Raw genomic sequence first — 26,652 nt, forward strand, 5'->3', positions numbered from 1 at the left:
GACCGACGCGTTCGAGCCGACCCCGGCGATAGAATAGCTAGTCCTTGATGTGTCGGGCGGGTGACGGTGCGCACGATGTGGACCCAGCGGGACGCGGGTGCGCCGAACGCCGTCGCTGTCGCGGGAGAGTCGCCGTTCGCAACGCCGTTCGACGACCCGATCCTCATCTTCGGGCTCGCGATGGTGATCTTTCTGGTCGCGCCGCTGGCGCTCGAGCGGTACCGCCTCCCCGGCATCGTCGGGATCATCCTGGTCGGCGCGGCGATCGGCCCCAACGGCGTCGACCTGCTCGAGCGCGACGCGACGATCCAGCTGCTGGGCGAGGTCGGGCTCGTCTACCTGATGTTCGTCGCGGGACTCGAGATCAACCTCGACCAGTTCGTCGAGTACAGGGATCGCAGCGTCGTCTTCGGGTTGCTCTCCTTTCTCGTCCCGCAGGCGGTCGGAACCGTCGTGGGTGTCTCCCTCCTGGATCTCCCGTTCGGAGCGGCGTCGCTGTTCGCGGCTATCTTCGCCTCGCACACGCTGCTGGCCTACCCCGTGGTCAACCGCCTGGGAATCGCGACCAACGAGGCCGTAACCGCGACGATCGGCGGGACGATCCTGACGGACACCCTCGCCTTGCTCGTGCTCGCGGTCGTGATCGCCGCTACCGACGGAACGCTCGACGCCGCGTTCTGGCTGCGGCTCGGTGTCGGTTTGACCGCCTTCTTCGTCGGGGTCTGGCTGCTCGTGCCCCGGCTCGGACGGTGGTTCTTCCGCGGCCGCGCGGAGGAGAGCTACTTCGAGTTCCTGTTCGTCATGGCCGTCCTCTTTCTCTGTGCGTTCCTGGCCGAACTCGTCGGCGTCGAACACATCGTCGGCGCCTTCCTCGCCGGACTCGCGCTCAACCGACTGGTTCCCGAGACGGGCCCGCTGATGAACCGCATCGAGTTCGTCGGCAACGCCCTCTTTATCCCCTTCTTCCTGCTGTCGGTCGGGATGCTCGTCGACGTCCGCGTCCTCTTTGCGGGCGCCGACACGCTGTTGATCGCCGGCTCGTTGCTCGTCATGCTCTTTCCGACGAAGTACGCCGCCGCGTGGGCGACCGGACGGCTCTACGGCTACGACCGCGACGAGATCCGAAGCATGTTCGGGCTCTCGATCGGCCAGGCCGCGGCCGCGCTCGCGATCGTCCAGATCGGCTTCGAGACCGGCGTCCCCGGGTTCGATTTCGCGATGATCAACGCGGTCGTGCTGATGATCCTGGTCGTCAGCGTCGTCAGTCCCGCCCTCGTCGAGCGCTCCGGCGGCGTCCTCGCCCGAACCCGCGAGCGACGACCCTACGACCCCGACGAGACGCCACAGCGGATCCTCGTCCCGGTTTCCAGCGAGTCGCGCCACGCCGAGTCGCTGCTGGATCTCGCATTCGCGATCCGCGATCCCCGCGTCCGCGAGCCGGTGCACGCGGTCTCGGTCGTTCGCCCGGAGTCGCTCGCTCGAACCCGATCCCGGGTCGCGGCGGCCGAGGATCGCCTCGCGGACCTCGAGGAGTACGCCGCGGGCGCCGAGGTACCGATCGAGGGTCACGCGCGGATCGACCACAACGTCGCCTCGGGACTCGTCCGCTCGGCGCTCGAGAACCGGATCTCGACGCTGGTCATCGGCTGGGACGGCGCCCGATCGCGGGAACAGCAGGTGTTCGGCCACACCATCGATCAGGTGTTGCGCCGAACCACCCAGCTGACGCTGGTCGGGCGCGTCCACGACCCCCTCAACGCGACCCGACGGATCGTCCTGATCCTCCCGCCGGGGATCGACCGTAACGACGGCTTCCCGGAGGCGCTGCGCACGGTGAAGCTCCTCGCCGAGCGAACCGGAGCGCCGATCCGCATCCTCGCGGTCCGCGACGACCCCGAGCAGTTCGCGGACGCGCTCTCGGGCGTCGATCCCGGCGTTTCCGAGACGCTCGAGTCGGCGGTCGACTGGACGGCGCTTCGCTCGCGGCTGCGCGAGGCGGTGCGAGCCGAGGACCTCGTCGTCTGCGTGAGCGCCCGCCGGAACGACCCCGGCTGGCACCCCGAGTTACAGACGCTACCCAAGCACATCTCCCGGCTCACGGCGGGAAACTTCGTGATCATGTACCCCGCGACCGAGGAGCGTGAGGACGATCGGCGATTCCTCCGGCTCGAGTAGTGATCGGGGTCGGCGCCTACCTCAAGTTCGACGAACCCGATACGCGAGGATGCCTCCGCCGGCGAGAAGGCGGTATACTGAGTTGCGTGTGGCTGAGAACCCGAAAATAATATCAGAAAATGCGATTATTCTGAGTAAAAATTATTATTCGAATTAATTGAAAAACAATTGAATTGATCAGCGATTGGGAAGAATCACTACCGGATGCCAGGAACGACTATTGTCGGGGGGAACGTCCTCGATCGGGGGATCGTCGATCGCGTACTCGATTCCGTTTGTTTTACCGATTCCTACAGTCGCGAAACGGTGGTTCGGACCGCCGGGGGAACGCTCGCGTACACCGGGTACGACTCGTACCCGACCGAGGTCGTCGAAACCGACGAGCGGACGATCCTTCTCGAGGGACGACTCTACGACCGCCGCGATACCGAGGCCGCGCTCCGAAACGTAGCCACGTGGATCGACGGAGGGAACACCGACCGGCTGGCGGAGTGGGTGGCGACGCGGGACGGCGACTTTCTCATTACCGTCGTCGACCGTTCGAGCGGGAGCATGTGGGTCGTAAACGACACTTTCGGTCGACTCCCGACCTATCGGGTCGCGATCGGAGACGCGACGATCGTCACCCGCGAACTCAAGGTCGCGCGTCGGCTCGCGGCGGTTCTCGAGGGACGACCCGTCGGAGTCGATCGGCTCGGCCTCGGCCAGATGCTGCTGTTCGGCTATCCACTCGGCACTCGAACGCCCTTCGACGGCGTTAGACAGTTGCCGCCCGGATCGCTGCTCGAGGTCGCGCGCGACGACGTCACGTCGCTCCACGAGTTCCGGTTCGACAGCTACGAGAACGACGACCGGGGCGTCGTCGAGAACGCCCGTACGTTGAAAGACCAGTTCGTCGAGGCGTGTCGCCGACGGGCCGGAACGACCGAGACGTCGATCATCTCGCTGAGCGGCGGGCTCGACTCGCGCGCAGCGATCGCCGGCTACGATGCGGTACGGGACGGCGTCGCCGGGGGGACGCTGCTCGCCGCGACGTCGGTACGAGAGGACGGCTCCAACGTCGACGAGGCGAACGTCGCCCGCGAGGTCGCCCGCGCGCTCGGAATCCCGTGGTCGTCGTACTTCGTCGACAGGACCGAGCGCCACCGGGAGACGCTCCTGGAGATGACCCAGGGGATGAACACCGTCGGCATGGCGCTGGGCCTCGACTTCGCCGAACAGCTCGCCGCAGACTACCCGGGGGCGACCCTGGTTACCGGCGACGGCGGCGACAAGGTCTTTCCCGACCTGACCCCACCGACGGCGGTCGACTCGAGGTCCGACCTCGTCGAGACGCTCGTTCGAACGAACCAGCAGTTCACGCCGGACGAGATCGAGGCCGTGATCGGTCTCGACGCGGATCGACTCGTCGACTCCGTCGCCGAGCGGATCGACACCTACCCCGAACGAACTCTCGAGGGCGCCCACGTTCACTTCCTGATCCGCGAGCGCGGCATCAATATGCTCAACCACGGCGAGGATCGGACTCGCCACCACCTCTGGACGACGACGCCGTTCTACGCGCCGGGGCTGTTCGCGACGGCGATGGCCTGTCCGCCCGAGCAGAAGGCGGAAACCGAGCTGTACCGGGAGTTCCTCTCCCTGCTCTCGCGGGACCTCGCCGAGATCGAGTACGTCGACTTCGGCGTGCCGATCACCTCCACCGAGTACAGGGCCAAGAAGTTCGCCTACGGCTGGCTCGGCGCTCGACCCCGACTGAAAGAACGCGTCCTCTCTCTGGTGCGGACCCAGGACGGCGAGGCCGGGATTCACTCCCGGCAACTGCTCGCCGAAGCCGTCGACGACGCCGACGGGATCGGTCGCCACTTCTCGGCGGAGGAGATCCAGCGAATCGCGTGGGACGGAAGCGGGCATCGACCGCACCAGCGATACCAGCTGGCGACCCTCGTCGCCGCGCTCGATCCGATCGAGCCGCCCGCACGCCAGTCGGCCCGGAGTCGGCCCGTGCTACAGGGCCAGCACTGAGCGATCGTCGCCTACCGTTCTCGCCCGCCGTCGGGGTCCGCGATGGCGGGCTCGAACACCCGCGCCCGCGCGTCGGTCGAGACGCCGTAGGCCGCGTCCGCGAGCGACTCCGGGCGGTCGTCGCCGTCCCCGTAGCGGGCCCGCAGCGAGGCTCGCACCGCTTCGCGGACACAGGCTCGAGTCGCCGCGCCGACGGCGGTCGCGCTCCCCGAGAAGGCCGCGGGCTCGCCGTCGGGGTCGTGGCCGACGACGACCGCGTCGGTCGTCGTTCCGGGAAACCCCGTTTCGGCGAGCAGTGTCGCCGCCTTCGCCTCCGCAGCGACCGCGACGAGGTTCGCCAGCGCGCCGTCGGCGAGCCGTCGGTCGGCGTAGACGAGGACGTTGACGGTTCCAGCGGGCGAGTCGGACGACGGCTCCGCGTCCGGCAGCGTCCCGCCCGCGGGCTCCATCGGTAACACTGCGGGGTTCGAAACCCCCGCGGTCGCGCAGGCCGTCACCGGACCGCAGCGGGCGCCGCGGGCGTGGTCGGCGTCGACGCCGGTAAACAGCACGGGCCCGGGGTCCTCGAAGCCCGCGCGCTCGAGGCGCTCGTCGGCGTACGCCCCCAGGTCGGTCCGGGCCCACCCCTCGGGCACCGAGACGTTGTACGCGCAGTCGGCTCGTTGTCGGCCCCCGTTCCAGCCCGTCGAGAGCCACTCGGTCTCCGGTCGGGCGAGCCGTAAGACGCCGTCCCGTCTGTGACTCTCGAGGTGGGCTCGGTCGCTCACGGCGGACACCTCAGCGCCTCGAGGAGTCGGTCGTTCGCGTCGCGGTCCTTGACCGCCACCCGGACGTGGGAGTCGAGCCCTCGAAACGTCGTCGCGTCCCGGATCGCGACTCCGGTATCGCGGGCGCGCTCGAGAACCCCCTCCACGCTCCGGTCACCCACCGCACACAGCAGGTACGGTGCGTCCGACGGTTCGACCTCGAAGCGGGTCGACAGCGCCTCCCGTATGCGATCGCGCTCGCGGGCGACCCGGGTGCGGGTCTCGCGGACGAACTCGTCCTGGCACAAGCAGTGGGCACCGACGCGTGCGGCCGGGGTGCCAAGCGACCAGGTCCGGCGGGCCGTCTCGAGGTCGTCCCGCAGTTGTCCGCTCGCGACCGCGAATCCCGCCCGCAGCCCGGGGAGGCCGAACAGTTTCGTGAGCGAGCGCGCGACGACGACGTTCTCGCGGTCGAACGCCGCCGCGGAGGGCAGGTTCGTGAAGCCGAGGAAGGCTTCGTCGACCAGCAGGGTCGTCCCGGCCTCGCCGCAGCGAGCGGCGAAGGCCTCGAGCGCGTCGGGGTCGGCCGCCTCGCCCGTGGGGTTGTTCGGCGTGCAGACGACCGCCAGCGCGCAGTCCGCGAGCGCGTCGGTCCCGATCTCGAGTGCGTCGTCGACGCCGACGAAGGCGGGCGTCGCGCCCTGCAATCGGACTTCGCGGGCGTACTCGCCGAAGCTGGGGTAGGGGACCAGCGCGGTGTCGCCGGGCTCGAGGGCTCGTTCCATCGTCAGGCGGATCGCGGCCAGCCCGCCCGGCGTCGGGATCACGCGCTCAGGATCGCAGCCGACGAACGCAGCCGCGGCCGCCCGGTAGTCGGGAGAGGCGTCGTCGGGGTAGCGGCGACTCTCCTCGAGGGCGTCCCGGTAGACCTGCGCCGTCCCGTCGGGCGTCTTGGGGTTCGTGTTCGCCGAGAAATCGAGGACGTTGGGATCGGGCTCGCCGCCGTGGGGGACCCGCTCGGCGGCGCGGATCGCGTCAGGATCCACGGCTCCCCTCCGGAGGATCGGCCGCGCGATCGGTCGGCCCGTCCGCGCGTTCGTCGCGCTCGTCGATCCCGAGCCGCCGGCAGACGTCCTCGAAGCGGTCCCTGACTGCTCCCATCCCGCCGTCGGGAACGAGCGAGAGCGCGCCGCCCATCGCGACGCCCTCCTTGGCCTCGCCCGCACAGTAGCGGGCCATCGCGACGTGATCATGCCCGTCGAACCCGGGGTCGGTGACGGTCAGTTCGCAGTCGAGGCGAGCACACGCTTCGGGGAGCGCCTCATCCTGCTCGTCGGCGACGAAGGAGGTCGTCGCAACCTCGAGCGGGGAATCGATCCCGGCGTGTCGGAGGAGCGCGGCGACCGCGACCATCTGAGTCCCGCCGGCGAGGATCACTCGAGCACCGTCCTCGAGCGCGCCCGCGGCGATCCCGGTGACCGCGGCCTGGACGGGGTCGCCGACGGCCCGGATCGCCCGCAGGGGGGCGTCCTCGCAGTCGCCCGCCTCGAGCCCGCTCTCGGCGAGTCCGCGCTCGACGACGCGGCGCTTTCGCTCGAGGGGGTTCTCGGGCAGCGACGAGGACACCCCGACGGACTCGCCGAGGGCGGTCAAGGCGCCGAGGGCGGTCGTCGTCCCGCCGGGGATCGTCTCGCCGAGCAGGAGTTCGTCCTCGGGGAGGTCGCGTCCGTACTCGCGTGCGCGTTCGAAGATCCGTTCGGCCTCGGGAACGGTGACGGGCTCGCGAACGTCGGCACCGGGGTCGGCCTCGAGATCGACCGTCGGCGCCGCGGTCGGCTTCGCGAGGCCCGCGTCGACGACCGTCAGATCGAAGCCGACGGCCTCCCGAACCGCGCGGGTCACCGCTGCGGGCGTCGGACAGCCCGTCGGACTCACCGGGACGACCGAGGCGTCGGTCGGCTCGCCGTACGCGAGGATCTCGGCGTCGGCCGCGGGCGTGTGGGCCATCAGCTCCGGCGCGGCGCCCGCGGCGCTGATGCCGTCGATCAGCGCCGTCTCGGTCGCGCCCGCGGCCAGGACTACTCGCATCGTGCCTCCGCGATGCGGGCGTCTTCGAGTCGGTTCACGTTCACCGCCAGCCGCGGGTCGTAGCTCGCCTGTGTCATGGATTCGTCCGTCGTGCCGACGACGTTGACCCCGGTCGGCGCGAGGTGGGAGGCGTCCTCGAGTCTGGTCTCGAGGCCGACCCCCAGACGGCGCTTCAGCGCCGCGGGAACGCAGACGGTTCGCGAGGCCTGGCCCCCGCCGTGGGCCGCGAGGACGCGATCGACGACCCCGCCCTCGAGCAGCGGAAGGTCGGCCGCGACCGACAGCACGGGCGGCTCGACCGCGGGGTGCTCGAGGGCCGAAAGCAGGTCGGTCACGTACCCCTCGCCGTCGGTTTCGATCGTCCGGACGCCGTCGGTTCGCTCGAGGTGAGCAGCCGTTTCGGGGGCGTTCGGCGAGACGACCGCGAACGTCGTCTGGACGCGACTCGCCTCGAGGCCCGCCAGCACGCGGTCGACCATCGGCGTCCCGGCGATCGGGTGGAGGGGTTTTTCGTAGCGACTCTCGAGGCGGGTTCCCCTCCCGCCGCACATCAGGAGAGCGTCCACGCGATCACCCCCGCGTGCAGTCCGACGACGCGACCGACCTCGGTAGCCGCGCCGAAGACGTCGCCGCTGATCCCGCCGAAATTGCGTCTCGCCCAGTACCAGGGGAGCGCGACCCCGACGAGGGCTCCCGGGAGGGCGATCACCGCGGGGTGGGGCCAGAGGAGCGCCGCGGCGCCGAGGACGATTCCCGCAGGTGCGACGAATCGACCCGGAGCTGCGGTCTCGGTCAGCTGGCTGCCCATCCCCTCGTGGCTCGCGGTTCCGAAGCAGGCCATCGCGGCCAGCCCGAGCCTGGCGCCGACCTCCGCGGCGACGGCGACGCCGACGGCCGTCGCTGGCGGGAGGTCGGCGACGCCGAGAGCGCCGAGCGCGAGCCCCGCGACGGTGAGCGACACGGCCAGGAGCGCACCGACCCCGGTGGTCGTGTCCTTCACCACCTCCCGTCGGCGCTCGCGGTCGCCGTGGACGACGAGGGCGTCGCCCAGGTCCGCGACGCCGTCGAGGTTGTGGACCCCCACGACGGCGTAGACCGCGAGCAGGTACGCCAGCGCGACCGTCGGCGCCGCGAGGACGTCGGCGGCCAGCAGCGGGATCGCGACCAGCGCGCCGACGACGAGGCCGACGAACGGAAGCGTCGCCGGCCGCGAGCGGAAGGCGTCCCAGTCGCCATCGCGGTGGCCGACGGGGAGCCGCGTCAGAAAGGCGAGCGCGCCCCGACAGGCGCCGAGCCACGCCCTCACGCGACCACCCCCGCAGTGCGTGCGGCCGCTTCGAGCGCGGCCCCCAGCGCGACCGCGAGCGCGGCCGCGACCAGCGCCGCGCGAAAGACCACTCTCGTCGCGCGCTCGCCGTCCTCGAGCGTCGGGAGCGCGGCGTCGGGGTTCAGATCGTAAACGCCGGGTTTGCGGAGCCGGACCGACAGCGCGGAGGCCAGCGTCGCCATCGGCCACCCCGAGTTCGGCGACGGCGGGGTTCGGGCCCACCCTCGAGCGCGGGCGAGCGCCCCGAGGTCGACCGCGGCGACGGCGATCGCGAGGGCGCTCAGCCTGGCGGGGAGCCACATTACGAGATCGTCCAGCCGCGCGCTCGCGGTGCCCAACGGCTTCGAGGGGTAGCCAAGCATCGAGTCCAGCGTGTTGACGCCCTTGACCCAGGCGGCCGCCGCGGCCGCGGCGGGCAGCGAGAACGGGGCGAGGACGGCGAAGGGCAACAGCGTCGCGACCAGCCCGTCCGCGAGGTTCTCGGCCGCACTCTCGAGGGCCGCGCTGCGCAACTCGGCGGGCGAGAGCTCGTCGGTATCGCGGCCGACGAGTCCCCGAACGCGGTCGCGGGCCGTCTCGAGGTCGCCCGCGGTCGCCGCGACGACCTCGCTCGCGAGCTCGAGCAGCATCCGCAGGCTGGTCGTCAGGTAGAGCGCGAGCCCGGCGACGGTCGCGCCCGCGACGGGGTGGACGGCCGCCGCGGCGAGAACGGCCCCGCTCGCGGCGACGGCGGGAACTAGCGGGACGACGAGCGCGATCGGGACGCCAAGCGATCGCTGGACGCGGTCGTCGTCGCTCCAGGGACGATCGAGCGCGCCGACGAGGCGGCCGAGCCACGCGACCGGGTGGGCCGCGTTCGGCGGTTCCCCCGCTACGCGGTCCAGGCCGAGGGCGAACCCGACCAGTGCGGCCGTCGTCAGCGTCATACGGATGGGTTCGTTCGCGCGTCGTTCGCGGTCGCGTTCGTGCTCGCGGTCACGGTTCAGCGCCTCCCTCGAGACGCGCCAGCTCCTCGGGGACCTCGGAGAGGGAAACGTCCTCGAGCAGGATCGCGGCACCGCCGACGGCCTCGATCCCGCCGTCAGTTCGGGGGTCGTCGCCAACGTGGATAAGTTCAGACGGCGAGGTCCCGAGTTCGTTGGCGGTCAGCTCGAAGATTTCGGGAGCGGGTTTGCGCCAGCCGCAGGCGACGCTGGTCACGGTCGCGTCGAACCCGTCCCGATCGAGGTCGGCACGGATGAGCGTCCGGGCGACGAGTTCGGGGACGCTGCAGTTCGAGCAGATCGCCACGGGACCGCGGTCGCGGGCGGCCGCGACCGCCTCGAGCGCCCCCTCTCGGGTCTCGACCGCGGGATCGAACGCCGCGACGACCGCGCGTCTGACGACGTTGTTCTCGAACTCGACGCCGCGGCTCGCGAGCGCGCGGCTGACGTGGGCCGGAAGCGGTACCTCCGCGTGCTCGGGCGGATCGACGTGCGGACTCGCGTAGGCGTCGGCCCAGTCCGCCGGCACGTCGACGTCTCGAGCCGCGAGCTCGTCGGCGACGGCCTCGGCTGGCGCCGCGGGTTGATCGACGTCGACGAGCGTACCGAAGAGGTCGAACGAGACTGCCACGTTCGCGTAACTAGCACAAGCTGACTTTACTCTCGCGGTCGGCGGGCGTCCGGCCCGGATCCGCGACGGCGCCGGCCTTCGCGGGCGCGCGAACCGGTTACCGGACGGCGTTCGAACTCCTCGAGAGGAACGCCCACGCTACCGCGAGGCCGAAATCGGCGAGAAAACCCGTCAGGCGACGCGGTTCAGTCGAGTCGAGCGAACGCCAGGTTGCCGGAGATGTTCTTGATGTAGATGTCGACGACGTCTCCCTCCTCGGCGCCGGGGACGAAGATCGTGTAGTTGCCCTTCTCCGCGACGCCGTCGCCCTTCCGGCCCGTCCCGGTGATCTCGACGGTGTATGTCTGGCCCTCCTCGACCGCGTCCTGCTGTTGTTGCTGCTGGCTGCTGGCCGAGCGCTTGGTCACGGGTCGGAACGCGCCGCAGGCGTCACAGCGCAGCATCGGGGTGCGGTTCTCCCGGACGAGGCGGGTGTCGGGGAGGCCACACTCCGAGCAGAGCACGTACTCGTCGACGTAGGCGTCGACGGCCGCGCTGAAGTCCTGCTCGGAGAAGCTCCCGTTGTACCGGGCGCGGCCGTTGTCGAACTTGCCGCTGGTCCCCAGCTCGCGCTGGATGAACCGGTGGAGGTGTTCGGCCTCGCGTGAGAGGACGTCGGCGATGTCGCCGAGGTTCGTAAACCGCGTAAACGCGCCGTCCTTCTGGGCGTTCGGGTCCGGAATCTCGAGGCGGCTTTCGTCGCCGCCGATGTCCGGAACTTCGTCCATCGCTCGACCGAGACTCGACTCGTAATCCATACCCGAAGCAAAACGGCGCTGACGTAAATCGGTTCTGCTCTCGGGGGACGGCGCCGAAAAACCCTGTTCTCAGAGGGCATCGCCGCCGCTCTCGCTGATCGATCCCTGGCTCTCGTCCTCGAGTTCCTCCAGGTCGCGCTCGGGGTTGGCCTCCCGGGCGTCGCCGGCCTCGCCCGTGATCTCGCCGTAAACGGCCTCGCGAACCGCCGCCGGCGAGTCGTACTGCTCGCCCGCCAGTCGATCGAAGACGCTACCCAGCGACTCGGTCTCGTTGGGCATGTCGATCGGCTCGCTGCCGTACTCCGTCGCCAGCTCCTCGCTCGAGACGGGGTACTCGAGCGAGCCCAGATCGCGCTCGACCTCCTCGAGGATCGCCTCGGGGCCGTCGGCGCGTTCGGACTTGCGTTTCTCGGCTCGGTCCTGTGCGCGGTCGCGACTCGGTCCGTCGTCGCTCATAGCCTGCGGTAAAACGGTTCCGACCAAAAGCAGTCGGCCGGCGAGGGCGGGCCGACGCGAGAGCGGCTCCACATCCGTTCGCGACCGTCGCTCCGGCCGCGGTGTCGTGACCACCACCTGCCCCAGCGACAGTTCCTCGTTCTGATATATAAGATATCAGGATAAACAGTTCGGCTCCCTCGAGAAGCGAGCCGCGTCGGTCGCCGCGCGGGACGGGTCGAGCTACAGTCAGCTACGAATCGGATCGGTTGGACGTGCTTTCCGCTCACGGCCTCACTTCGTTCGACGGTTCGCGAAAAACCAGTCCGCCCTCCCCGATTTGAACGGGGGGCAAGTCGATCTACAGTCGACTGCTCTACCAGTCTGAGCTAAGGGCGGGCGCACCTCAACGTAATCGCCGAGGCGAATATAAGGGTTATCATTCGGGACGGTCGCCGAGCCGCCCCACCAGATAATTGATATAGGTGGGATAACAACGGGGCATCTGAGAGGATGAGCAAGATCACGTTCCGCGCGGACGACGACCTCGTCGCCCGTCTCGAGGAGCTCGAGGCCTCGAAGAGCGAGGCCATGCGCGAGGCTCTGCGGGCGTACCTCGAGGAGTCGTCGTCGGACTCGCCCGAGCGGACGGGCGAGACGGCGATCGACGACCTCGTCCGCGAGCGCGTCGACGACCTCCTCACGGAGCGTCTCGCCGAGCGTCGGACCGCGGCGGAGCGCGGACAGGACGTCAACGTAACGATCTCGCTCGAGGACGCCACGAGCGGTGCCGACGCGCGCGCGTCGGCGGTGTCCGACGCCGATCCGATCGCGGAACGCGACGACGAGCGCAACTGCGCGCAGTGCGGCGAGGGCGTCGACGCCGATCACGTCTACTGCCCGAACTGCGGCGAGAAGACCGCCCGGCGGCTGTTCTGTGACTGCGGCGACGAACTCCGCTCGGACTGGTCGTTCTGTCCGAGCTGCGGCCGCCGGACGCCCGCCGCCGACGTTCTCGATTCGGCATAAGGACTGGTGTAATACACAGACGCTCGTGTCTGACGAAAGTTTTAATATGTTCGACAGTCTCGCTATTAGTCGCGTAAGACGGTTGTCTTACACCCGGCGATAAACGCCGAAAACCGCCCGATGTCGGGCGGCTCTGGCGTAAGACACGGTGCGTCTGACAGGGGCGCACCCCGTCTTACCCCCAACGGGGAATACAACAATGGAGCGTGTGACACTGCGAATTCCGAAACAGCAGATCGAGGAGGTCGAACGACTGGTCGATTCGGGCGAGTTCCCGAACCGAAGCGAGGCGATTCGGTCGGCCGTCCGCGAGATGGTCAACGAACAGTCCGACGGCCGGACCGAACAGGGCGGCAAGCGCAACTGGGCCAAGGTGTAACGATGCAGGATATCGTACAAGACGCCCTCGAGAACGCCGAGGAGGAGGCCCGCGAGATGGAAGCCGACATGGACGGCGACGAGTTCGGGGAGCCCCGGATCGTCATCGTCGGCTGTGGCGGCGCCGGCAACAACACCATCAACCGGCTGTACAACATCGGCGTCGACGGCGCCGAGACCGTGGCGATCAACACGGACAAACAGCACCTGAAGATGATCGAGGCCGACACCAAGATCCTGGTGGGCAAGTCCCTCACTAACGGGCTCGGTGCCGGCGGCGATCCGTCGATGGGCGAGCGCGCGACCGAGATGGCCCAGAGCACGATCAAGGAAGTGCTCGGCGACGCGGACCTCGTGTTCGTCACCGCCGGTATGGGTGGCGGAACCGGTACCGGTGCCGCCCCCGTCGTCTCGAAGATCGCCAAGGAGCAGGGCGCCATCGTCGTCGGCATGGTCTCGACGCCCTTTAACGTCGAGCGTGCCCGCACGGTAAAAGCCGAGGAGGGCCTCGAGAAGCTGCGCAACGAGGCCGACTCGATCATCGTGCTCGACAACAACCGCCTGCTCGATTACGTCCCGAACCTCCCGATCGGCAAGGCGTTCTCGGTGATGGACCAGATCATCGCCGAGACCGTCAAGGGGATCTCCGAGACGATCACCCAGCCGTCGCTGATCAACCTGGACTACGCGGACATGTCCACGATCATGAACCAGGGCGGCGTCGCCGTAATGTTGGTCGGCGAGACCCAGGACAAGAACAAGACCGACGAGGTCGTCAAGGACGCCATGAACCACCCGCTGCTCGACGTCGACTACCGCGGTGCGAGCGGGGGACTGGTCCACATCACCGGCGGCCCCGACCTCACGCTGAAGGAGGCCGAGGGCATCGCCGACAACATCACCGAGCGCCTCGAGGCCTCGGCCAACGTGATCTGGGGCGCCCGGATCCAGGAGAACTACAAGGGCAAGGTGCGGGTCATGGCGATCATGACCGGGGTCCAGAGCGCACAGGTGCTCGGCCCGTCGACCCAGAAGCAGGCCGACCGCTCCCGCGCCAGCATCGAAGGTGCCAGCGACGGCGACTTCGACGCGAGCAACAACGTCAAACACGGCGCGAAAAGCGACGGCGGCCGGAACGAACTCGAGCGCCAGAACGGCGTCGACGTCATCCGGTAATCCGATACACCGCTGACACACCACCGACGGATCCCGCGGACGACACGCGACCGGGCCGACACCGACACACCGCGGTTCGGTCGCGTTTGCGATCGACACACCACGCGGCGGCCGTCTGACACACCACCACTCGGCCGTCGCCACGATTGACACGACGCGACCCCGCGCCGGCAACCGACACACCACACCAGCCGGTCGTCGGGTATCGCTTCTCGAAGGAGTACTCGTCTCGAGTGGCGACGCCGGACTGGAACGGTTCGATGCCCGATGCGAGTACGACTCGTGGCGAGAACAGTAGCGTGTCTTACGACCTCAGGCCAGCGACTCGAGCAGCGAGCACTTCCGGCAGATCTCCCGGGTGGTGGTCGAGCCGCACTCGGCACACTCCCGGAGGTCCGGGCCGCCGCCGTCGTCCTCGGCGTCGCCTGCGCGGTCGTCGGCGACGATACCGGCCAGCTCCTCGTACCCCGAGAGGATCGAGTGGCGGGTTCCGGGGTGGTTCTCCTCGAGATCGTACAGGAGCTGCTGGATCTCGCCGCGGTAGGCCTCGCTGGCGTGGGGACACTCCGTGATGTGGGCGGGGAGGTCCTCGACGTGGGCGTACAGCGCGACCTCCTTCTCGGGAACGTCGCGCAGCGGTTTCGCGCGCGGGACGAACTCCGACTGCTCGCCCCGTTCGGACAGCGGTCCCAGGCTCGCGTCGAAGTGTTTGGCGATCTGGGCGACGTCGCCCTCGAGGAAGTTCATCAGCGCGGTCTGGGCCTCGTCGTCGAGATTGTGGCCCGTCAGCAGGAGGTCGGCCCCCAGGTCCTCGGCGTAGGTCGAGAGCAGATCCCGCCGGAAGACGCCACAGTAGGCACAGGCAGCCATGTTCTCGGGGTCGTCCTCGACGACGTCGTCCATCCGGATCCCGAACTCCTCCTCGTAGCTGACGAGCTCGTGGCGCATCTCGAGTTCGTCGGTAAGCTCGACGCAGGCCTCGACCGACTCGTCGCGGTAGCCCTCGATCCCCTCGTGGATCGTCAGCCCGACGAGCTCGATCCGGGGGTCTTCAGCGAACGTGTCGTGGAGGATCCGCGTGAGGACGACGCTGTCTTTCCCGCCCGAGAGGCCGATCACCCACGTCAGCGGGTCGTCGGGCGTCGCGTCCTGCGGGACGAGGTCGTCCCGACGCACCCGTCGACGGACCCGCTTCTCGACCGATTCCCGAAAGTGGTGCTGACAGAGGTGTGCCCCCGAGTAGGCCGCGTGCATGATCGCCTCCTCGTCACACCGGGTACAATCCATCGGCGGCAGTTACCGACGCGCGCGTATGTCGGTTTCGCCTCCGTGCCGTCCGAGACGTCAGGCCGGGACCGTCTCCCGGGCTTCGACCGCCGCGGCGCCCTCGGCGAGCGCCTCGAGCAGCAGGTCGACGTACCGTTCGCGGCCCGGCGAGGAGAACAGTTCGTGGCCGCCGTCGTACAACACGACGTGCTCGGCGGGCACCCGGTGGCCGATCGGTCGGAGGCTGATGACGGGATCGGCCAGCGAGCAGAAGACGACGGCGTCGTGGTCGATCGTCAGCAGCTCCGCCTGGGCGTGGCGCGTCTCGCGGACGAACGCCGGCGACACCCACTTCGGGGTCGTCGCGAGCTGGTGGTCGGTCGCCTCCTGGCCGAGGGCGTCTCGATCCATCTCGCCTGCGGGGAGACAGGGAAACGTCGTCGGCACCCGCGAGGCGGCCTCGAGCAACGGTTCGGAGTAGCGCTCGCCGTACCCCCAGAACGGGCTCAGGTAGACGTGGTTGTCCGCGCCGTCTAACGCCTGGCCGACGAGCGCGCCCGCGCTGTGGCCGAGCAGCTGGTACTCCTCCAGGTCGCGGACGTACTCCGCGATGGGCTCGAGCCAGTCGGCTTTGAAGTCGTCGATGTTCGTCGGGAGCTCGAAGGCGTGGACCCGGTAGCCGGCGTCGGTCAGCTTCCCGATCAGCCAGCTGACGTTCTCGTGGGTCCAGCGGTTGCCCCAGCCCATGACGAAGACGAGTTCCTCGCCGCCGTCCTCGTTGAAGACGCGGTGTCGCATACGCTTCCCTTCGCCGGGTACGGGTAAAAATCTGCGCTCTTGACACGACCCGCCCGCCAGCGGGCCGGCGATCGCTCCGACTCGCCGTCGACAACCGTCGGACACGGGCCATGCGTTTGCTAACGGCTTTCACGCGGCGTCCTCGAGTGGGCGTATGCTCGACGCGTTTCGCTCGCGGCTCTACCGCCTCGGATTCAATCTGTTTCCGGCCTACCGTCGTACGGGAGGCCGCGTCACGTACATCGCGCAGGACTGGACGGAAGTCCGCGTGAAGCTCCCGCTTTCCTGGCGCACGAAGAACTACGTCGGGACGACCTTCGGGGGGAGTATGTACGCCGCGGTCGACCCGTTTTACATGATGATGCTGCTGAAGAACCTCGGCGACGAGTACGTCGTCTGGGATAAGGAAGCGGAGATCCGGTTCAAGAAGCCGGGCCGAGAGACGCTGTACGCCAGGTGTACGATCACCGACGAGGAGATCGCGGCGATCGAGGCCGACCTGGCGACCGAGGGGACGGAGTCCGTCGACCGCCACTACACCGTCGACCTCGTCGACGGCGAGGGGACCGTCCACGCGACGGTTCGCAATACGGTGTACGTGACGACCGACGGGGAGAAGGCGGCCTGACGCCCGCGGCGGACTCGCGGCGATCCGAGTCGGGACTGAGAAACCGTTTTGCGACTCGAGGGCCGACTCCCCGTCATGAGCGAGTTTTCCCGCGAGGACGCGGTCGACCGGCTGGAGACGCTGGTCGAGACCGTCGAGCGCGAGCGCACGCCCGTCCCCGTCCGGGAGATCTGGGCGTTCGGCGACGTCGCGCTCGGGCTCGACCCCGTCGAGCGCCTCGACGTCTACCTCACGAAGGACGTGTTGATGCGCGACGACGGGTCGTCGACGGACGGAACGGACGTCGGCGAGGAGTACGGGATCGAGGGCGTCGGCCAGTCGGTTCGGGCCGACTGGGCGGCCGAGTATCCCGAGTACCTGCGCGCGAACGCGAACGGCCACGCCGCCCCCGAGAAGTGTCTGGCCGCCCAACTGCTCGGCGAGGACGAGCCGATCCACCTCGAGGTCTGTAACGCCGGCTTCGAGGACAACGTCACCCAGCGGTTACGCGGCGCGAAACTCCGGGAGGATTACACCCGGCTGCTCGATCCCCGCGGGGTGTGTCTCTGGGTCGACGGCACGAAAAGCGACGAGGCGTTCCGCAAACTCCGCGAGAGCGACCTCGCCCTGCCGACGCTGTCGGCCGCCCTCGAGATGCTCGGGATGGACGAGACGGAGGCCAGCGAGGCCGCACGGGACGTTCACGCCTGGCGCGAGCAACAGGAGGGGGCGACGGTGCGGGGCGACGTCGTTTGACTCAGTAATCGATCGAGGCGAACACGACGAGGAGGATGACGCCGGCGAGGGCACCGATGACGAGGAAGGCCTCGTCGAAGTACCCCCGGTCGGCGATCGCCCCGAAGACGACCGGGCTCATCGCCCCGAGCGCGAGGTAGACCGTGCGGAGGGCACCCAGGCTCGTCCCCCGGGTTCCGTCCGGCAGTCGGCTGGTGAGATCGGAGATTACGATCGTCTCGAATCCGAGGAGAGTACTCGCGAGAACGGTCAGCGGGACGAACAGCCACGCCTCCCCGGCGACCGGGAGCGCGACGAGCGCCAGCCCGGCCGAACTCACGAGCGCCAGCAACGGGATCCGGACGCCGACGCTGTCGTAGGCCCGTCCCGCGATCGGCTTCATCAGGATCCCCAGCGCGAAGAAGAAGCCGAACAGCGCGGTCGAGGCCTGCGAGGAAAGGCCCTTTTCGTCGACCAGGTACGTCGGGTAAAAGCCCATGAACGCCTGGATGATCACGGCCCACAACACGAGCAGCACGGTTCCCCGGAACACCGCCGGATGGGAGAGGCTCGGGACGACGTCCTCGAGCGAGAGCGCCTCGCGTAGCGGCCCCGTCGCCGACTCTCCCCTCGGGAGCGTCCGCCAGAGCCCGACCGCGGCGAGCACGAACAGCGGCACGGCGAACCCGAACCCGTACTGCCAGCCGACCGCGACCGCGAGGGATCCGGCCGCCGGCGGCATCACCGCGTTCCCGACGTCGCCGGCGGCCATCGTGGCGCCCGTGGCCGTGCCGAGCTGGTCGGAGTAGATCTTGTCGAGTATGGTGAACCTCGAGACGCCGTACAGGGCGGTTCCGAGGCCGAACAGCGCCGTCGCGAGGAACAGCACGATCGCCGACTCCGCGACGACGACGAGCGCGAGCATCGTCGCCGCGAGGAGGGAGCTGGCGATCAACAGCGGGCGCTCGCCGGTCCAGTCCGCGAGGATGCCGCCGGGGAGCTGTCCCGCCGCGTACGCGATCCAGAGGACCGTCAGGAGCAATCCCGCGGTCGTGAGCGTGAGGTCGTACGCCCCACGGATGTGGGGCAGCAGCGCCGGGTAGATCATCCGAACGCTGATCGACAGAAACCAGCCGAAGGCGACGGCGAGCAGGATCTTCCCGCGTCCGCCGCTCCGGAGGTCGGCGACCGCGCGTTTCGCGTTCGTAAGGTAGCGCACGAACCGAGATCGTCACCCAGTCTACGGGTTTTCGGTCGCGCTCTTCAGTCTTGTTATCGGACGGCGATCGTCACAACGGAGTCCCGTCCGGCTCTCGAGCCCGGGGCCGATCACGCCCGACCGACGGTGACGAAAAACGGGATCTCCTCGCGGCGCCGATAGGAGCGGTCCTCCATCTGTTCGATCACGTCCCGTCCCATCGATCGCCACTCGCTGCGGAGGGCGTCGTACTCCTCGCCGCTCATTTCGCCCTCGAGCATCGTCTCCCGGTCGTCGGCCAGCCCGGCGCCCGTCGCCTTCCGCTGGGCGATCGTCAGCGCCGCGTCGCCGTAGGGCGGTTCGATCGTCCGTTCGTGATCGTAGCGGCGCGTCTCGAGCACCTCGAGCCCCGCCTCGTCGAAGGCGTCGCAGGCGTCGGCGCCGAGCGCGACGTCCGTTCCGACGCCTTCCAGATAGGCCCGTCGGGCCCGATCCTCGAGTCGCTCCTCCGAGGGGACGCTCGAGTCGACGGCGACGGCGCCGTTGTCGGGCTCGACCGCAGCGACGAGATCGCTCGAGACGCGGGCGAACTCCCGGATCGCCGCCTCGGGATCGGGCAGGTTGATCAACAGCGCCTGACAGACGACGAGGTCGAAGGCGTCGTCGGGAAACGGCAAGCGGAGGGCGTCGCCCGCGACGACCGGAACGTGCTCGCGGGCCCGCTCGAGTAGCGCCGGGTCGGCGTCACAGCCCACGACCTCGCCGGCCGACTCCGCGGCGAGGACGCGGCTCAGTTCGCCGGTGCCGCAGCCGACGTCGAGGACGCGCTCGCGGGAGCCGAGCGCGAGGGGCTCGAGCGCTCGCCGGGAGTCGTCCCACATCCCCTCGCGGGTCCGCTCGAGGTAGTCTTCGGAGAACTCGCGCACGGCCCCTCGTAGTGCCAGCGGGAGTAAAAGCGGGTCGGTTCCGAGCGGCGTCGAACCGTGCGTTTACGTGTCGTCTCGGAGTTCCCGCGTCTTCTCGATGTTCCAGGCGAAGCCCTTCCCGTCCTCGGTCGGCGTCTCGAGGGCAAAGGGCAGTTCGCGCAGGTCGGGGTGGTTGACGATCGCGCGCATGCCGTCCTCGCCGATGTAGCCCTCGCCGATGAGGGCGTGTTCGTCCTTGTGGGTGCCGACGTCGTGTTTCGAGTCGTTGAGGTGGACGTACTCGAGGTGCTCGAGGCCGACCTCGTCGTCGAACCGGGAGACGGTCTCGTCGACGGCCTCGGGCGTGGTGAGGTCGTTGCCCGCGACCAGGGTGTGGGCGGTGTCGATGCAGATGCCGATCTCCTCGTCCGTGCGGTCGATGATCCCCGCGAGGTGGGCGAACTCCCCGCCGAGCTTGGTGCCGCTACCCGCGTCGGACTCGATGAGGATTTGTACGTCTTCCGGAACCTCGAGGTCGTCGATGACGCTCGCAGCGTTGTCGAGCCCGCCTTCGACGCCGGCGCCCGTATGCGCGCCGAGGTGGACGTTTACGTACGGAATCCCCAGCTTCTCCGCGGCGTCGAGTTCGGCCTGCATGCTCTCTTTGGACTTCCGGCGGAGGTCCTCCTTGGGCGTACAGAGATTGACGAGATACGAGGAGTGGATCACCCACGGTCCCTCGAGCAGGTCGTCGCTCTCCTCGCGAAAGCCCGCCGCGGCCTCGTCGCTGATCTCGGGTTTGGCCCAGACCTGCGGCGAGGTCGTGAAGATCTGCCCGCAGTTACCGCCGAAGGCGCGCTGGCGGTGGACCGCATTGCGGACGTCGTCGTAGGGGGGCGTTTCGTCGTCGGAGGAGACGCGCGAGCCGGAGATCGAGACGTGTGCGCCGACCTTCATGGCCGAGAGTGGGTATCGCCCGGTGATAGGTACTTCGGAGTCGTCGGACCGACCCCTCGGAGTTCGATCGGAGGCCCCATAGATCGGGGCCGTACTCCGAGGTTCTGAGAATTAACTCGATATTTTGTACCCGTTCGTTCCCAACCCCGACACGAGGGGAACCACGATGACGATCGCCGACGTCGAACGACGGCACCTCGGAGCACCGATCCGACCGATCGTCCGCGCCGCGGGCGGGCTCGTCGTGGCGGCGGGTATCGCCGGGCACGCCGCGCTCGGTACCGCTGTCGCGCTGTTTTTCTACGTCCTCCTGTTCGGGCCGTGAGGGGCGTCTGCTGTCCGTAGCCGTCCCCCACTCGCCCCATCGTTTGTCCGCACCGCCCAAAGAGCGGGAATTGCGGCGCTCCGTTCGCGAACGGACTGGCGTCCTACCGTCCGTCCTCGAGGACTTCCCGATCGCGAACCCAGGCGTCCGCGCCGTACTTCCGGTCGGCGAGGTCGCGGGCCGCCTCGAGTTCGTCCTCGCGCCACTCCCCGTCGGTCGCCCCGCACCACTCCCGCAAGGAGTCGGCGACGGTCTCGACGGCGGTCTCGCGGTCGAGACTGGTCTGCTCGCGGATGCTAGTCACGCGATCGACGAACGTGTCGGCGGTGACGTCGGTGTCGAAGACGTCGACGTGGTGGTCGGGTTCGAGGTCGTACGACAGCGACCCGTGCTGGATCACGACGTCCCGTCGGCGGTACTGGGCGTTGCCGCTGAGTTTCTTCGCGTCCGCTCCCGCGCTCGCAGGCGCGACCACGTCGTGAGCCGGATTGATATCCCGCAGGTAACAGGAGGGGTAGTAGATCGACGTCTGCTCGGCGCCCGCGAAGTCGGCGTCGATCCCCATACGGTCGAACGCCTCGAGGATCGGCTCGCAAAACAGCGCGTAGCAGTCCATCAGGTCGCCGGGTACCTCGTCGGCCGGCGCGACGATCGTGTAGGAGATGTCGGCGTACCGGTCGTGGTAGATCCCCCCGCCCCCGGTCTGTCTGCGGGTGACGTCGATCCCCGCTCGCTCGCAGTAGGTCCAGTCGACCGAGTCGGGATCCTGTCGGTAGCCAAGCGAGAGCGTGCTCGGCTCCCACGAGTAGACGCGAACGGTCCGGAGGTCGTCCTCGATCGCGGTTCGGCCGGCGACCTCCTCGAGAGCCATCTGGGTCGCCCCTTCGCGAGCCTCGTCGGCGATGAGCCGCCAGTCGCGGTCGGCAAGCGCGGTCATGCTCGAGCGCAGGACGGCGAGGCGGAAAGCGATTCCGACGACGCGTTCGTTTCGTATCGCCACTGGCAATTTACCGACGGGCCGTGTCGGTGCCCCGTCGAGACGACGGCGCGTACGGATCGGCCCGCGTAGCCGTTGTCACGACGTTTTTACGTGCCGAACGGGTAGCTTCGGGACATGGTGCGGAACGTCGCCGAGTTACTGCCGGAGCTCGAGGCAGAGGACTTCTATCTCCTCTCGGGCGTGGAGCAGGGAATGCGCTTCTCGGAGTGGGTTCAGCGGGAGAAGCTCCCGAAGTTCGCCAGTCTGACCGAAGAGGAGGTCGATTACCGCCTCGAGCGCTGTCTCAAGCGCGGGCTCGTCGAGAAGAAGACGATCCAGTACGAGGGGTACACCCTCCAGTTCGAGGGGTACGATGCGCTCGCGTTGCGGACGCTCGTCGAACGGGAAACGATCGGCGAGTTCGGCTCGCCGCTGGGGGTCGGCAAGGAAAGTGACGTCTACGAGGTTCGCTCCTACAAGCCCCTGGCACTGAAGTACCACCGCGAGGGGTACACGAACTTCCGGGAGGTCCACAAGGAGCGCGACTACACCTCGGACAAGGAGCACGTCTCCTGGATGTACACCGCGCGCAAGGCGGCCGAGCGCGAACACGACATTCTCGAGGAGCTGTACCCCGACGTCGCCGTTCCCCGACCGATCGATCAGAACCGTCACGCGATCGTAATGGAGAAGATGGACGGGGTCGAGCTCTCGCGGGCGAAACTCGAAGCCGACCAGGTGCTGGGCGTCCTCGATCTGCTCGTCGGCGAAGTCGCCGGCGCGTACGAGGCGGGGTACGTCCACGCCGACATGAGCGAGTACAACGTCTTCGTCAACGAGGAGGGAGTGAAGGTGTTCGACTGGCCCCAGGCGGTGCCGACCGACCACGCCAACGCCGACGAGTTCCTCGAGCGGGATCTCGAGAACCTGCTCGGCTACTTCCGACGAAAGTACCCCCGACGGGTTCCCGACGACCTCTCGAGCGACGACCTGGCCGAGTCGATCGCCGACAGCTCCTTCGAATCGATCCGCGAGTGACGGTACACGCCGCCTCGTGTTACCCACGGCACCGACGGATCGCGGGCGTTCGAGACGCCGCCGAACGAACGGTCGTCGATCGTACATTCTATCTCGATATAGGGAACGGATCGGAACCGACTTCGGTCGTATCGGGTATGCTGACAGTCGCTACGTAGGAACTACCGCAGACTTATCTTGTCGGAGTTCGCAGTTCTAGTATGGTAGTCAATGCCACCCAAACAATCGACGGCGTCGGTCGCTGGGGCGGCGGATTCACCGGTGGATTGGCCGGCGGCATCGCGATGGGGCTGATCCTCTCCCTCGGCGGGAATCAGATCGAGCTCCTCGGGGGGCTCGCGCCGATTCCGGCGGCGGACGTCGGCGCCGGCTGGGCGATCCACCTGCTGCTCAGCGTGCTGTTCGGGCTGGCGTTCGCGACGGTAATCTCGCTGCGGCCGATCCAGAACGTCGTCAACACGTTCCGAGAGTACCTCCTCGCGGGAATCGTCTTCGGAACGGTGCTCGGGCTCGTCGCCGGCGGGCTCATCTTTCCGGTCGCGATGACCCGAGCCGGGGTCGGCGCGTTTCCGCTCCCGTACCTGCCGGTTCCGGGACTGGCGGGTGAGCTGTTCGCGGCGTTGCTGTTCGCGATCGGTCACCTCGTCTACGGGCTGGTCCTCGGCGCGGTGTTCGCGGCGGTCAACGGTATCGCACCGGAGATGATCCGCCGTCGGGTTCCCGCTTCCGATCAGTAGTCACGAGGACGCACCGCTCGACGGACGGTCGGCGACGGAGCCGTCCCCGAATCGACAGTTCATTATCCCGACCGCGACTGTGAGACAGTATGCCGAAGACCGCGATCAACCTCTACAGCGTTCGCGAACTCGAGGATTCCACGCTCGGAGTCCTCGAACGCGTCGCCGACGCCGGGTACGACGGCGTCCAGTTCGCCGGCGAGTACTCCCCGCTGCACGACGATCCGAACGCCGTCGTCGAGGCGCTCGAAACGCTCGGACTCGGCGTCGTCCCGCCCCACGTCGGGATCGAAACGCTCGAGGACGACCGCGCCGCCGTCCGGGAGGCCTACGCGCCCCTCGGAATCGACGGCGTCGTCGTCCCGTGGCTCGGTCCGGACCGGTTCGAGTCGCCCGGGGCCGTCGAGGAGACGGCGACGCGGATCGAGGCGCTGGCCGACGACCTCGCCGACGAAGGCTGGGCGCTGTCCTACCACAACCACGACCACGAGTACGCCGACCTCGGGAGCGAGTCGGCCTTCGAGCGCTTCCTCGAGGCGACCGATATCGGGATCGAACTCGACGTCGGCTGGGCGCTCGCCGCCGGCGACGACCCCGTCGAGCGTCTCCGCCGGCTTCAGGGCCGAATCCGGACGGTTCACCTGAAAGATATGCGCGTCGACGGCGACCCCGAGTTCGCCGAGATCGGCGAGGGAGACGTCGACGTCCGCGCTTGCGCCGAGGCCGCCGCGGACGCCGGCGCGGAGTGGCTCGTCTACGAGCACGACGACCCGCGCGAACCCGCCGCCTCGCTCGAGCGCGGCGCCGCGGTTCTCGGGAAGCTGTAGTCCCGCGGTACGGCCGTGGCCTCGCCACCCGCGTTCGGCCGGACCGTCCCCGTCGGAACGGCGTCCGCACGCGGTGCGAGAGGCCGGCCGTCGAAGCCGAGGCCGGGCGAGTCCGGAGGGGTTACGCGGCGTCCGATCCGTCGCCGGTAAACCCGTAATACGTTTATAATAGTTTATCTTTGCGAACTGTCCCTGGGTGCGTTCTCGGAGGTCCCCGCAGCTCCTCGAGCGGCCTTCTCTCGAGCGCCTCGGAAGGGGAGCCGAACGTTGCACAGCGAAAACGTCCGGCGGCCTCGAGACCCGCGCCCGACCGGAGTTCGATCGGTCCTCGAGCCTGCTGAGAGCGGCCGCTTCGATGGACCGTCGTGTCCGGTAACTATTGTCACAGTGCAACGGTGATAGTGGGTCGCATAACTAACTGGCTCGGTAGTGTGTGTCGAATTGGCATGAGCGAGACACCACTCGAGTATCAACGGGACGTACTCGAGACCGTCGTCGACGAGGCGGTCAGCGAGGGGATGACCTCGGAGGCCGAGGCCGAGCAGCTGCGGGATCGGGTCGAGTCGCTCGAGTCGATGCGATCGGTCGATCGGCTCTGGGACGATCTCTCCCAGGAGTACGAGCTGCTCGAGCCGGCGTAGCCGGTTCGCAAAGGAGAGGTCGACGATCGAACGCGGATCCGCCGTGGATTCGAACCGAACGCGTCCGCGCCGTCGACGCGGTTCGAAGCGTTTATACTCGGGAGCTGGGTAGATCGGGACGACTCGCTGGGTCGCGGGCACCGGCGGGCACCTGTTCGGCAGTGATGTCCACAGGTCGGGATGTGATCCGCGGGGTCGACCCGCTGGGTTGAACCAGGAAACGCCCGCAGTGATCACGATGGCAAAGAGCTTCTACTCTCACATCAAGGACGCGTGGAAAGACCCCGACGACGGCAAGCTCGGTGAACTGCAGTGGCAGCGCAAACAGGAGTGGCGCAAGCAGGGCGCGATCGAGCGAATCGATCGACCCACTCGCCTCGACAAGGCCCGCGAGCTCGGCTACAAGGCCAAGCAGGGCATCATCGTCGTGCGAGTCTCCGTTCGAAAGGGGACGGCGCGCAAGCAGCGACACAAGGCGGGCCGACGAACCAAGCGCCAGGGCGTCAACCGCATCGGACGACGCAAGAACATCCAGCGCATCGGCGAGGAGCGCGTCTCTCGAAAGTACCCCAACCTGCGGGTGCTCAACAGCTACTGGGTCGGCGAGGACGGCTCGCAGAAGTGGTTCGAGGCGATCCTCGTGGATCCGGACCACCCCGCGATCGAGAACGACGACGACCTCAACTGGATCTGCGACGACGTCCACACGAACCGCGCGTTCCGCGGGCTGACGAACGCCGGCAAGGACAACCGCGGCCTGAACAACCGCGGCACGGGCGCCGAGAAGGTCCGACCGTCTAACACGGGCGGCCGGGGCCGCGCGAAGTAACGTCGGTTCGAACGCGACCTCGATTTTTCGACCCGCAGCGCCGGTAGCCTCGGCTCCGTCGGCCGAAACGCGTTCGCTGGCACGCCCGCGTTCCTCGTGACCAATCGCTCCCGCGTGAGCGTTCGTGGTGGATACTTATCCGAAACGAGACCGTATATCGGGGTATGGCGAAGCGAATTCTCGTTCCGATCGACGACTCGGACCGCTCGACCCAGGCCCTCGAGTTCGCGCTCGAGGAACACCCCGAGGCGACGGTGACGGCGCTGCACGTGCTCGACCCGGGCGACTTCTACGCGACGACGGGAATCGAGGGCGGGGCGATGGCCAACTACGACGAGATCCAGGACCACCACGAGACCCGAGCCGAGAACTTCCTCGAGGACGCGGCCGACCACGCTAGCGAACTCGGCGCCACGATCGAGACCGACAAGATCGTCGGCGGGATCTCGCGGTCGATCGTCGACTACGCCGAGGACAACGACTTCGATCAGATCGTTATCGGAAGCCACGGCCGAACCGGCGCCAGCCGCATCCTGTTAGGTAGCGTCGCCGAGGCCGTCGCCAGGCGCTCTCCGGTACCGGTGACGATCGTTCGGTGACGCCCGCAGTCAGCGTTTCGCCGCTGAACCCTGCTTTCCGTACGTACCCGGATCGGTGTCTATAGCTCTCACAGGGACGAACATACGAACCGTTAGGTTGCGCCTCGAGCAGGAGGTCGTATGGAAACCGACCCGACCCGCGTCGCGATGGTGTGCGTGCAAAACGCCGGACGGAGCCAGATGGCGACCGCCTACGCCGAGCGCGAGGCTCGCGGACTCGAGGACGCGGTCGAGATCGTCTCGGGCGGCACCCACCCCGCGGAGTCGATCCACGACGTCGTCCGCGAGGCGATGGCCGAAGAGGGGTTCGACCTCTCGGATCGGACGCCCCGGGAGGTTTCGGAAGGGGAGCTCGAGGCCTGCGACTACGTCGCGACGATGGGGTGTTCGACCCTCGAGCTCGACGCCGACACCGACGTTC

Annotated in this window: 30 protein-coding genes and 1 tRNA gene; 15 read left to right on the top strand and 16 right to left on the bottom strand. The window is 68.3% G+C overall.

What is annotated here, in order from left to right:
* Positions 1-180: 180 nt before the first annotated feature.
* Positions 181-2,175, top strand: a complete 1,995-nt coding sequence (locus C492_RS11765) for a cation:proton antiporter domain-containing protein (RefSeq protein WP_394295474.1) — start codon at positions 181-183, stop codon at positions 2,173-2,175.
* Between the two features lie 204 nt (positions 2,176-2,379).
* A complete protein-coding gene (locus tag C492_RS11770) occupies positions 2,380-4,200 on the top strand; it encodes an asparagine synthase-related protein (RefSeq protein WP_008423812.1) in 1,821 nt (606 codons plus the stop codon).
* An 11-nt stretch (positions 4,201-4,211) separates the two neighbouring features.
* On the opposite strand, the gene C492_RS11775 is transcribed toward C492_RS11770, so the two are convergent.
* From C492_RS11775 to C492_RS11820, 10 genes are all read right to left on the bottom strand, one after another.
* Positions 4,212-4,976, bottom strand: coding sequence for an adenosylcobinamide amidohydrolase (locus C492_RS11775; RefSeq protein ID WP_008423814.1), 765 nt, complete (start codon positions 4,974-4,976; stop codon positions 4,212-4,214).
* Positions 4,964-5,992 (bottom strand): threonine-phosphate decarboxylase, encoded by a 1,029-nt coding sequence (locus C492_RS11780; protein ID WP_008423816.1) that lies wholly within the window; start codon positions 5,990-5,992, stop codon positions 4,964-4,966. The genes C492_RS11775 and C492_RS11780 overlap by 13 nt, the downstream gene beginning before the upstream one ends.
* Positions 5,982-7,034 (bottom strand): nicotinate mononucleotide-dependent phosphoribosyltransferase CobT, encoded by a 1,053-nt coding sequence (gene cobT, locus C492_RS11785; protein ID WP_008423817.1) that lies wholly within the window; start codon positions 7,032-7,034, stop codon positions 5,982-5,984. The genes C492_RS11780 and cobT overlap by 11 nt, the downstream gene beginning before the upstream one ends.
* Positions 7,025-7,585: a GTP--adenosylcobinamide-phosphate guanylyl transferase gene (locus C492_RS11790; protein WP_008423819.1), complete on the bottom strand. Its 561-nt coding sequence runs from the start codon at positions 7,583-7,585 to the stop codon at positions 7,025-7,027. The genes cobT and C492_RS11790 overlap by 10 nt, the downstream gene beginning before the upstream one ends.
* Positions 7,585-8,340, bottom strand: coding sequence for an adenosylcobinamide-GDP ribazoletransferase (gene cobS, locus C492_RS11795; RefSeq protein WP_008423821.1), 756 nt, complete (start codon positions 8,338-8,340; stop codon positions 7,585-7,587). The genes C492_RS11790 and cobS overlap by 1 nt, the downstream gene beginning before the upstream one ends.
* Positions 8,337-9,287 carry an adenosylcobinamide-phosphate synthase CbiB gene (cbiB, locus tag C492_RS11800; protein ID WP_008423824.1) on the bottom strand — a complete coding sequence of 317 codons (951 nt, stop codon included), beginning with the start codon at positions 9,285-9,287 and terminating at the stop codon, positions 8,337-8,339. The genes cobS and cbiB overlap by 4 nt, the downstream gene beginning before the upstream one ends.
* Positions 9,288-9,336: 49 nt before the next feature.
* Positions 9,337-9,975, bottom strand: coding sequence for an HAD family hydrolase (locus tag C492_RS11805; protein ID WP_008423825.1), 639 nt, complete (start codon positions 9,973-9,975; stop codon positions 9,337-9,339).
* A 185-nt stretch (positions 9,976-10,160) separates the two neighbouring features.
* The gene (locus C492_RS11810) at positions 10,161-10,772 is read right to left on the bottom strand and encodes a translation initiation factor IF-2 subunit beta (protein WP_008423828.1); all 612 of its coding nucleotides are present in this window, start codon (positions 10,770-10,772) and stop codon (positions 10,161-10,163) included.
* 69 nt (positions 10,773-10,841) lie between these two features.
* Complete coding sequence (locus C492_RS11815) at positions 10,842-11,228, bottom strand: DUF5789 family protein (protein ID WP_008423830.1); 387 nt, start codon at positions 11,226-11,228, stop codon at positions 10,842-10,844.
* Positions 11,229-11,532: 304 nt separating this feature from the next.
* A tRNA-Tyr gene (locus C492_RS11820) sits at positions 11,533-11,606 on the bottom strand.
* A gap of 114 nt (positions 11,607-11,720) precedes the next feature.
* Between C492_RS11820 and C492_RS11825 the strand changes: the two genes are divergently transcribed.
* From C492_RS11825 to ftsZ, 3 genes are all read left to right on the top strand, one after another.
* Positions 11,721-12,236, top strand: coding sequence for a double zinc ribbon domain-containing protein (locus C492_RS11825; protein WP_008423832.1), 516 nt, complete (start codon positions 11,721-11,723; stop codon positions 12,234-12,236).
* Positions 12,237-12,435: 199 nt separating this feature from the next.
* Complete coding sequence (locus C492_RS11830) at positions 12,436-12,615, top strand: ribbon-helix-helix domain-containing protein (RefSeq protein ID WP_008423833.1); 180 nt, start codon at positions 12,436-12,438, stop codon at positions 12,613-12,615.
* A 2-nt stretch (positions 12,616-12,617) separates the two neighbouring features.
* Positions 12,618-13,790, top strand: coding sequence for a cell division protein FtsZ (gene ftsZ / locus C492_RS11835; protein WP_008423835.1), 1,173 nt, complete (start codon positions 12,618-12,620; stop codon positions 13,788-13,790).
* A gap of 312 nt (positions 13,791-14,102) precedes the next feature.
* Here ftsZ and ncsA read toward each other — a convergent pair whose 3' ends face one another.
* Together ncsA and C492_RS11845 are read right to left on the bottom strand one after the other, a co-directional pair.
* Positions 14,103-15,077 carry a tRNA 2-thiolation protein NcsA gene (ncsA, locus tag C492_RS11840; protein ID WP_008423837.1) on the bottom strand — a complete coding sequence of 325 codons (975 nt, stop codon included), beginning with the start codon at positions 15,075-15,077 and terminating at the stop codon, positions 14,103-14,105.
* Positions 15,078-15,134: 57 nt separating this feature from the next.
* Positions 15,135-15,854: an alpha/beta hydrolase gene (locus C492_RS11845; protein ID WP_008423839.1), complete on the bottom strand. Its 720-nt coding sequence runs from the start codon at positions 15,852-15,854 to the stop codon at positions 15,135-15,137.
* A gap of 154 nt (positions 15,855-16,008) precedes the next feature.
* Here C492_RS11845 and C492_RS11850 point away from each other — a divergent pair, with 154 nt between their 5' ends.
* Positions 16,009-16,482, top strand: coding sequence for a DUF4442 domain-containing protein (locus C492_RS11850; protein WP_008423841.1), 474 nt, complete (start codon positions 16,009-16,011; stop codon positions 16,480-16,482).
* A gap of 75 nt (positions 16,483-16,557) precedes the next feature.
* The gene (locus tag C492_RS11855; protein ID WP_008423842.1) at positions 16,558-17,217 is read left to right on the top strand and encodes a DUF7095 family protein; all 660 of its coding nucleotides are present in this window, start codon (positions 16,558-16,560) and stop codon (positions 17,215-17,217) included.
* A gap of 1 nt (position 17,218) precedes the next feature.
* On the opposite strand, the gene C492_RS11860 is transcribed toward C492_RS11855, so the two are convergent.
* The 3 genes from C492_RS11860 to C492_RS11870 form a co-directional block, all read right to left on the bottom strand.
* Complete coding sequence (locus C492_RS11860) at positions 17,219-18,415, bottom strand: MFS transporter (RefSeq protein WP_008423844.1); 1,197 nt, start codon at positions 18,413-18,415, stop codon at positions 17,219-17,221.
* A gap of 110 nt (positions 18,416-18,525) precedes the next feature.
* Complete coding sequence (locus C492_RS11865) at positions 18,526-19,320, bottom strand: class I SAM-dependent methyltransferase (protein ID WP_008423846.1); 795 nt, start codon at positions 19,318-19,320, stop codon at positions 18,526-18,528.
* Between the two features lie 63 nt (positions 19,321-19,383).
* Positions 19,384-20,256 carry a deoxyribonuclease IV gene (locus tag C492_RS11870; RefSeq protein ID WP_008423849.1) on the bottom strand — a complete coding sequence of 291 codons (873 nt, stop codon included), beginning with the start codon at positions 20,254-20,256 and terminating at the stop codon, positions 19,384-19,386.
* Between the two features lie 166 nt (positions 20,257-20,422).
* Between C492_RS11870 and C492_RS24640 the strand changes: the two genes are divergently transcribed.
* The gene (locus C492_RS24640) at positions 20,423-20,581 is read left to right on the top strand and encodes a hypothetical protein (RefSeq protein WP_169333454.1); all 159 of its coding nucleotides are present in this window, start codon (positions 20,423-20,425) and stop codon (positions 20,579-20,581) included.
* Between the two features lie 103 nt (positions 20,582-20,684).
* Here the strand turns inward: C492_RS24640 and C492_RS11880 are convergent, their stop codons facing one another.
* Positions 20,685-21,518, bottom strand: coding sequence for a lipoate--protein ligase family protein (locus tag C492_RS11880; RefSeq protein ID WP_049893034.1), 834 nt, complete (start codon positions 21,516-21,518; stop codon positions 20,685-20,687).
* 177 nt (positions 21,519-21,695) lie between these two features.
* Here C492_RS11880 and C492_RS11885 point away from each other — a divergent pair, with 177 nt between their 5' ends.
* The 7 genes from C492_RS11885 to C492_RS11915 form a co-directional block, all read left to right on the top strand.
* Positions 21,696-22,598, top strand: a complete 903-nt coding sequence (locus C492_RS11885) for a serine/threonine-protein kinase RIO2 (protein ID WP_008423854.1) — start codon at positions 21,696-21,698, stop codon at positions 22,596-22,598.
* A 200-nt stretch (positions 22,599-22,798) separates the two neighbouring features.
* Positions 22,799-23,335: a hypothetical protein gene (locus C492_RS11890; protein WP_049893029.1), complete on the top strand. Its 537-nt coding sequence runs from the start codon at positions 22,799-22,801 to the stop codon at positions 23,333-23,335.
* 89 nt (positions 23,336-23,424) lie between these two features.
* A complete protein-coding gene (locus C492_RS11895; RefSeq protein ID WP_008423859.1) occupies positions 23,425-24,162 on the top strand; it encodes a sugar phosphate isomerase/epimerase family protein in 738 nt (245 codons plus the stop codon).
* A gap of 446 nt (positions 24,163-24,608) precedes the next feature.
* Positions 24,609-24,803, top strand: coding sequence for a hypothetical protein (locus C492_RS11900; RefSeq protein ID WP_008423861.1), 195 nt, complete (start codon positions 24,609-24,611; stop codon positions 24,801-24,803).
* A 238-nt stretch (positions 24,804-25,041) separates the two neighbouring features.
* Positions 25,042-25,632 carry a 50S ribosomal protein L15e gene (locus C492_RS11905; protein WP_008423863.1) on the top strand — a complete coding sequence of 197 codons (591 nt, stop codon included), beginning with the start codon at positions 25,042-25,044 and terminating at the stop codon, positions 25,630-25,632.
* 164 nt (positions 25,633-25,796) lie between these two features.
* Positions 25,797-26,231, top strand: a complete 435-nt coding sequence (locus C492_RS11910) for a universal stress protein (RefSeq protein WP_008423865.1) — start codon at positions 25,797-25,799, stop codon at positions 26,229-26,231.
* A gap of 120 nt (positions 26,232-26,351) precedes the next feature.
* A partial coding sequence (locus tag C492_RS11915) for an arsenate-mycothiol transferase ArsC (RefSeq protein ID WP_008423868.1) occupies positions 26,352-26,652 on the top strand: 301 nt, incomplete at its 3' end.

The sequence above is a fragment of the Natronococcus jeotgali DSM 18795 genome (genome assembly GCF_000337695.1).
Classification (GTDB): domain Archaea; phylum Halobacteriota; class Halobacteria; order Halobacteriales; family Natrialbaceae; genus Natronococcus; species Natronococcus jeotgali.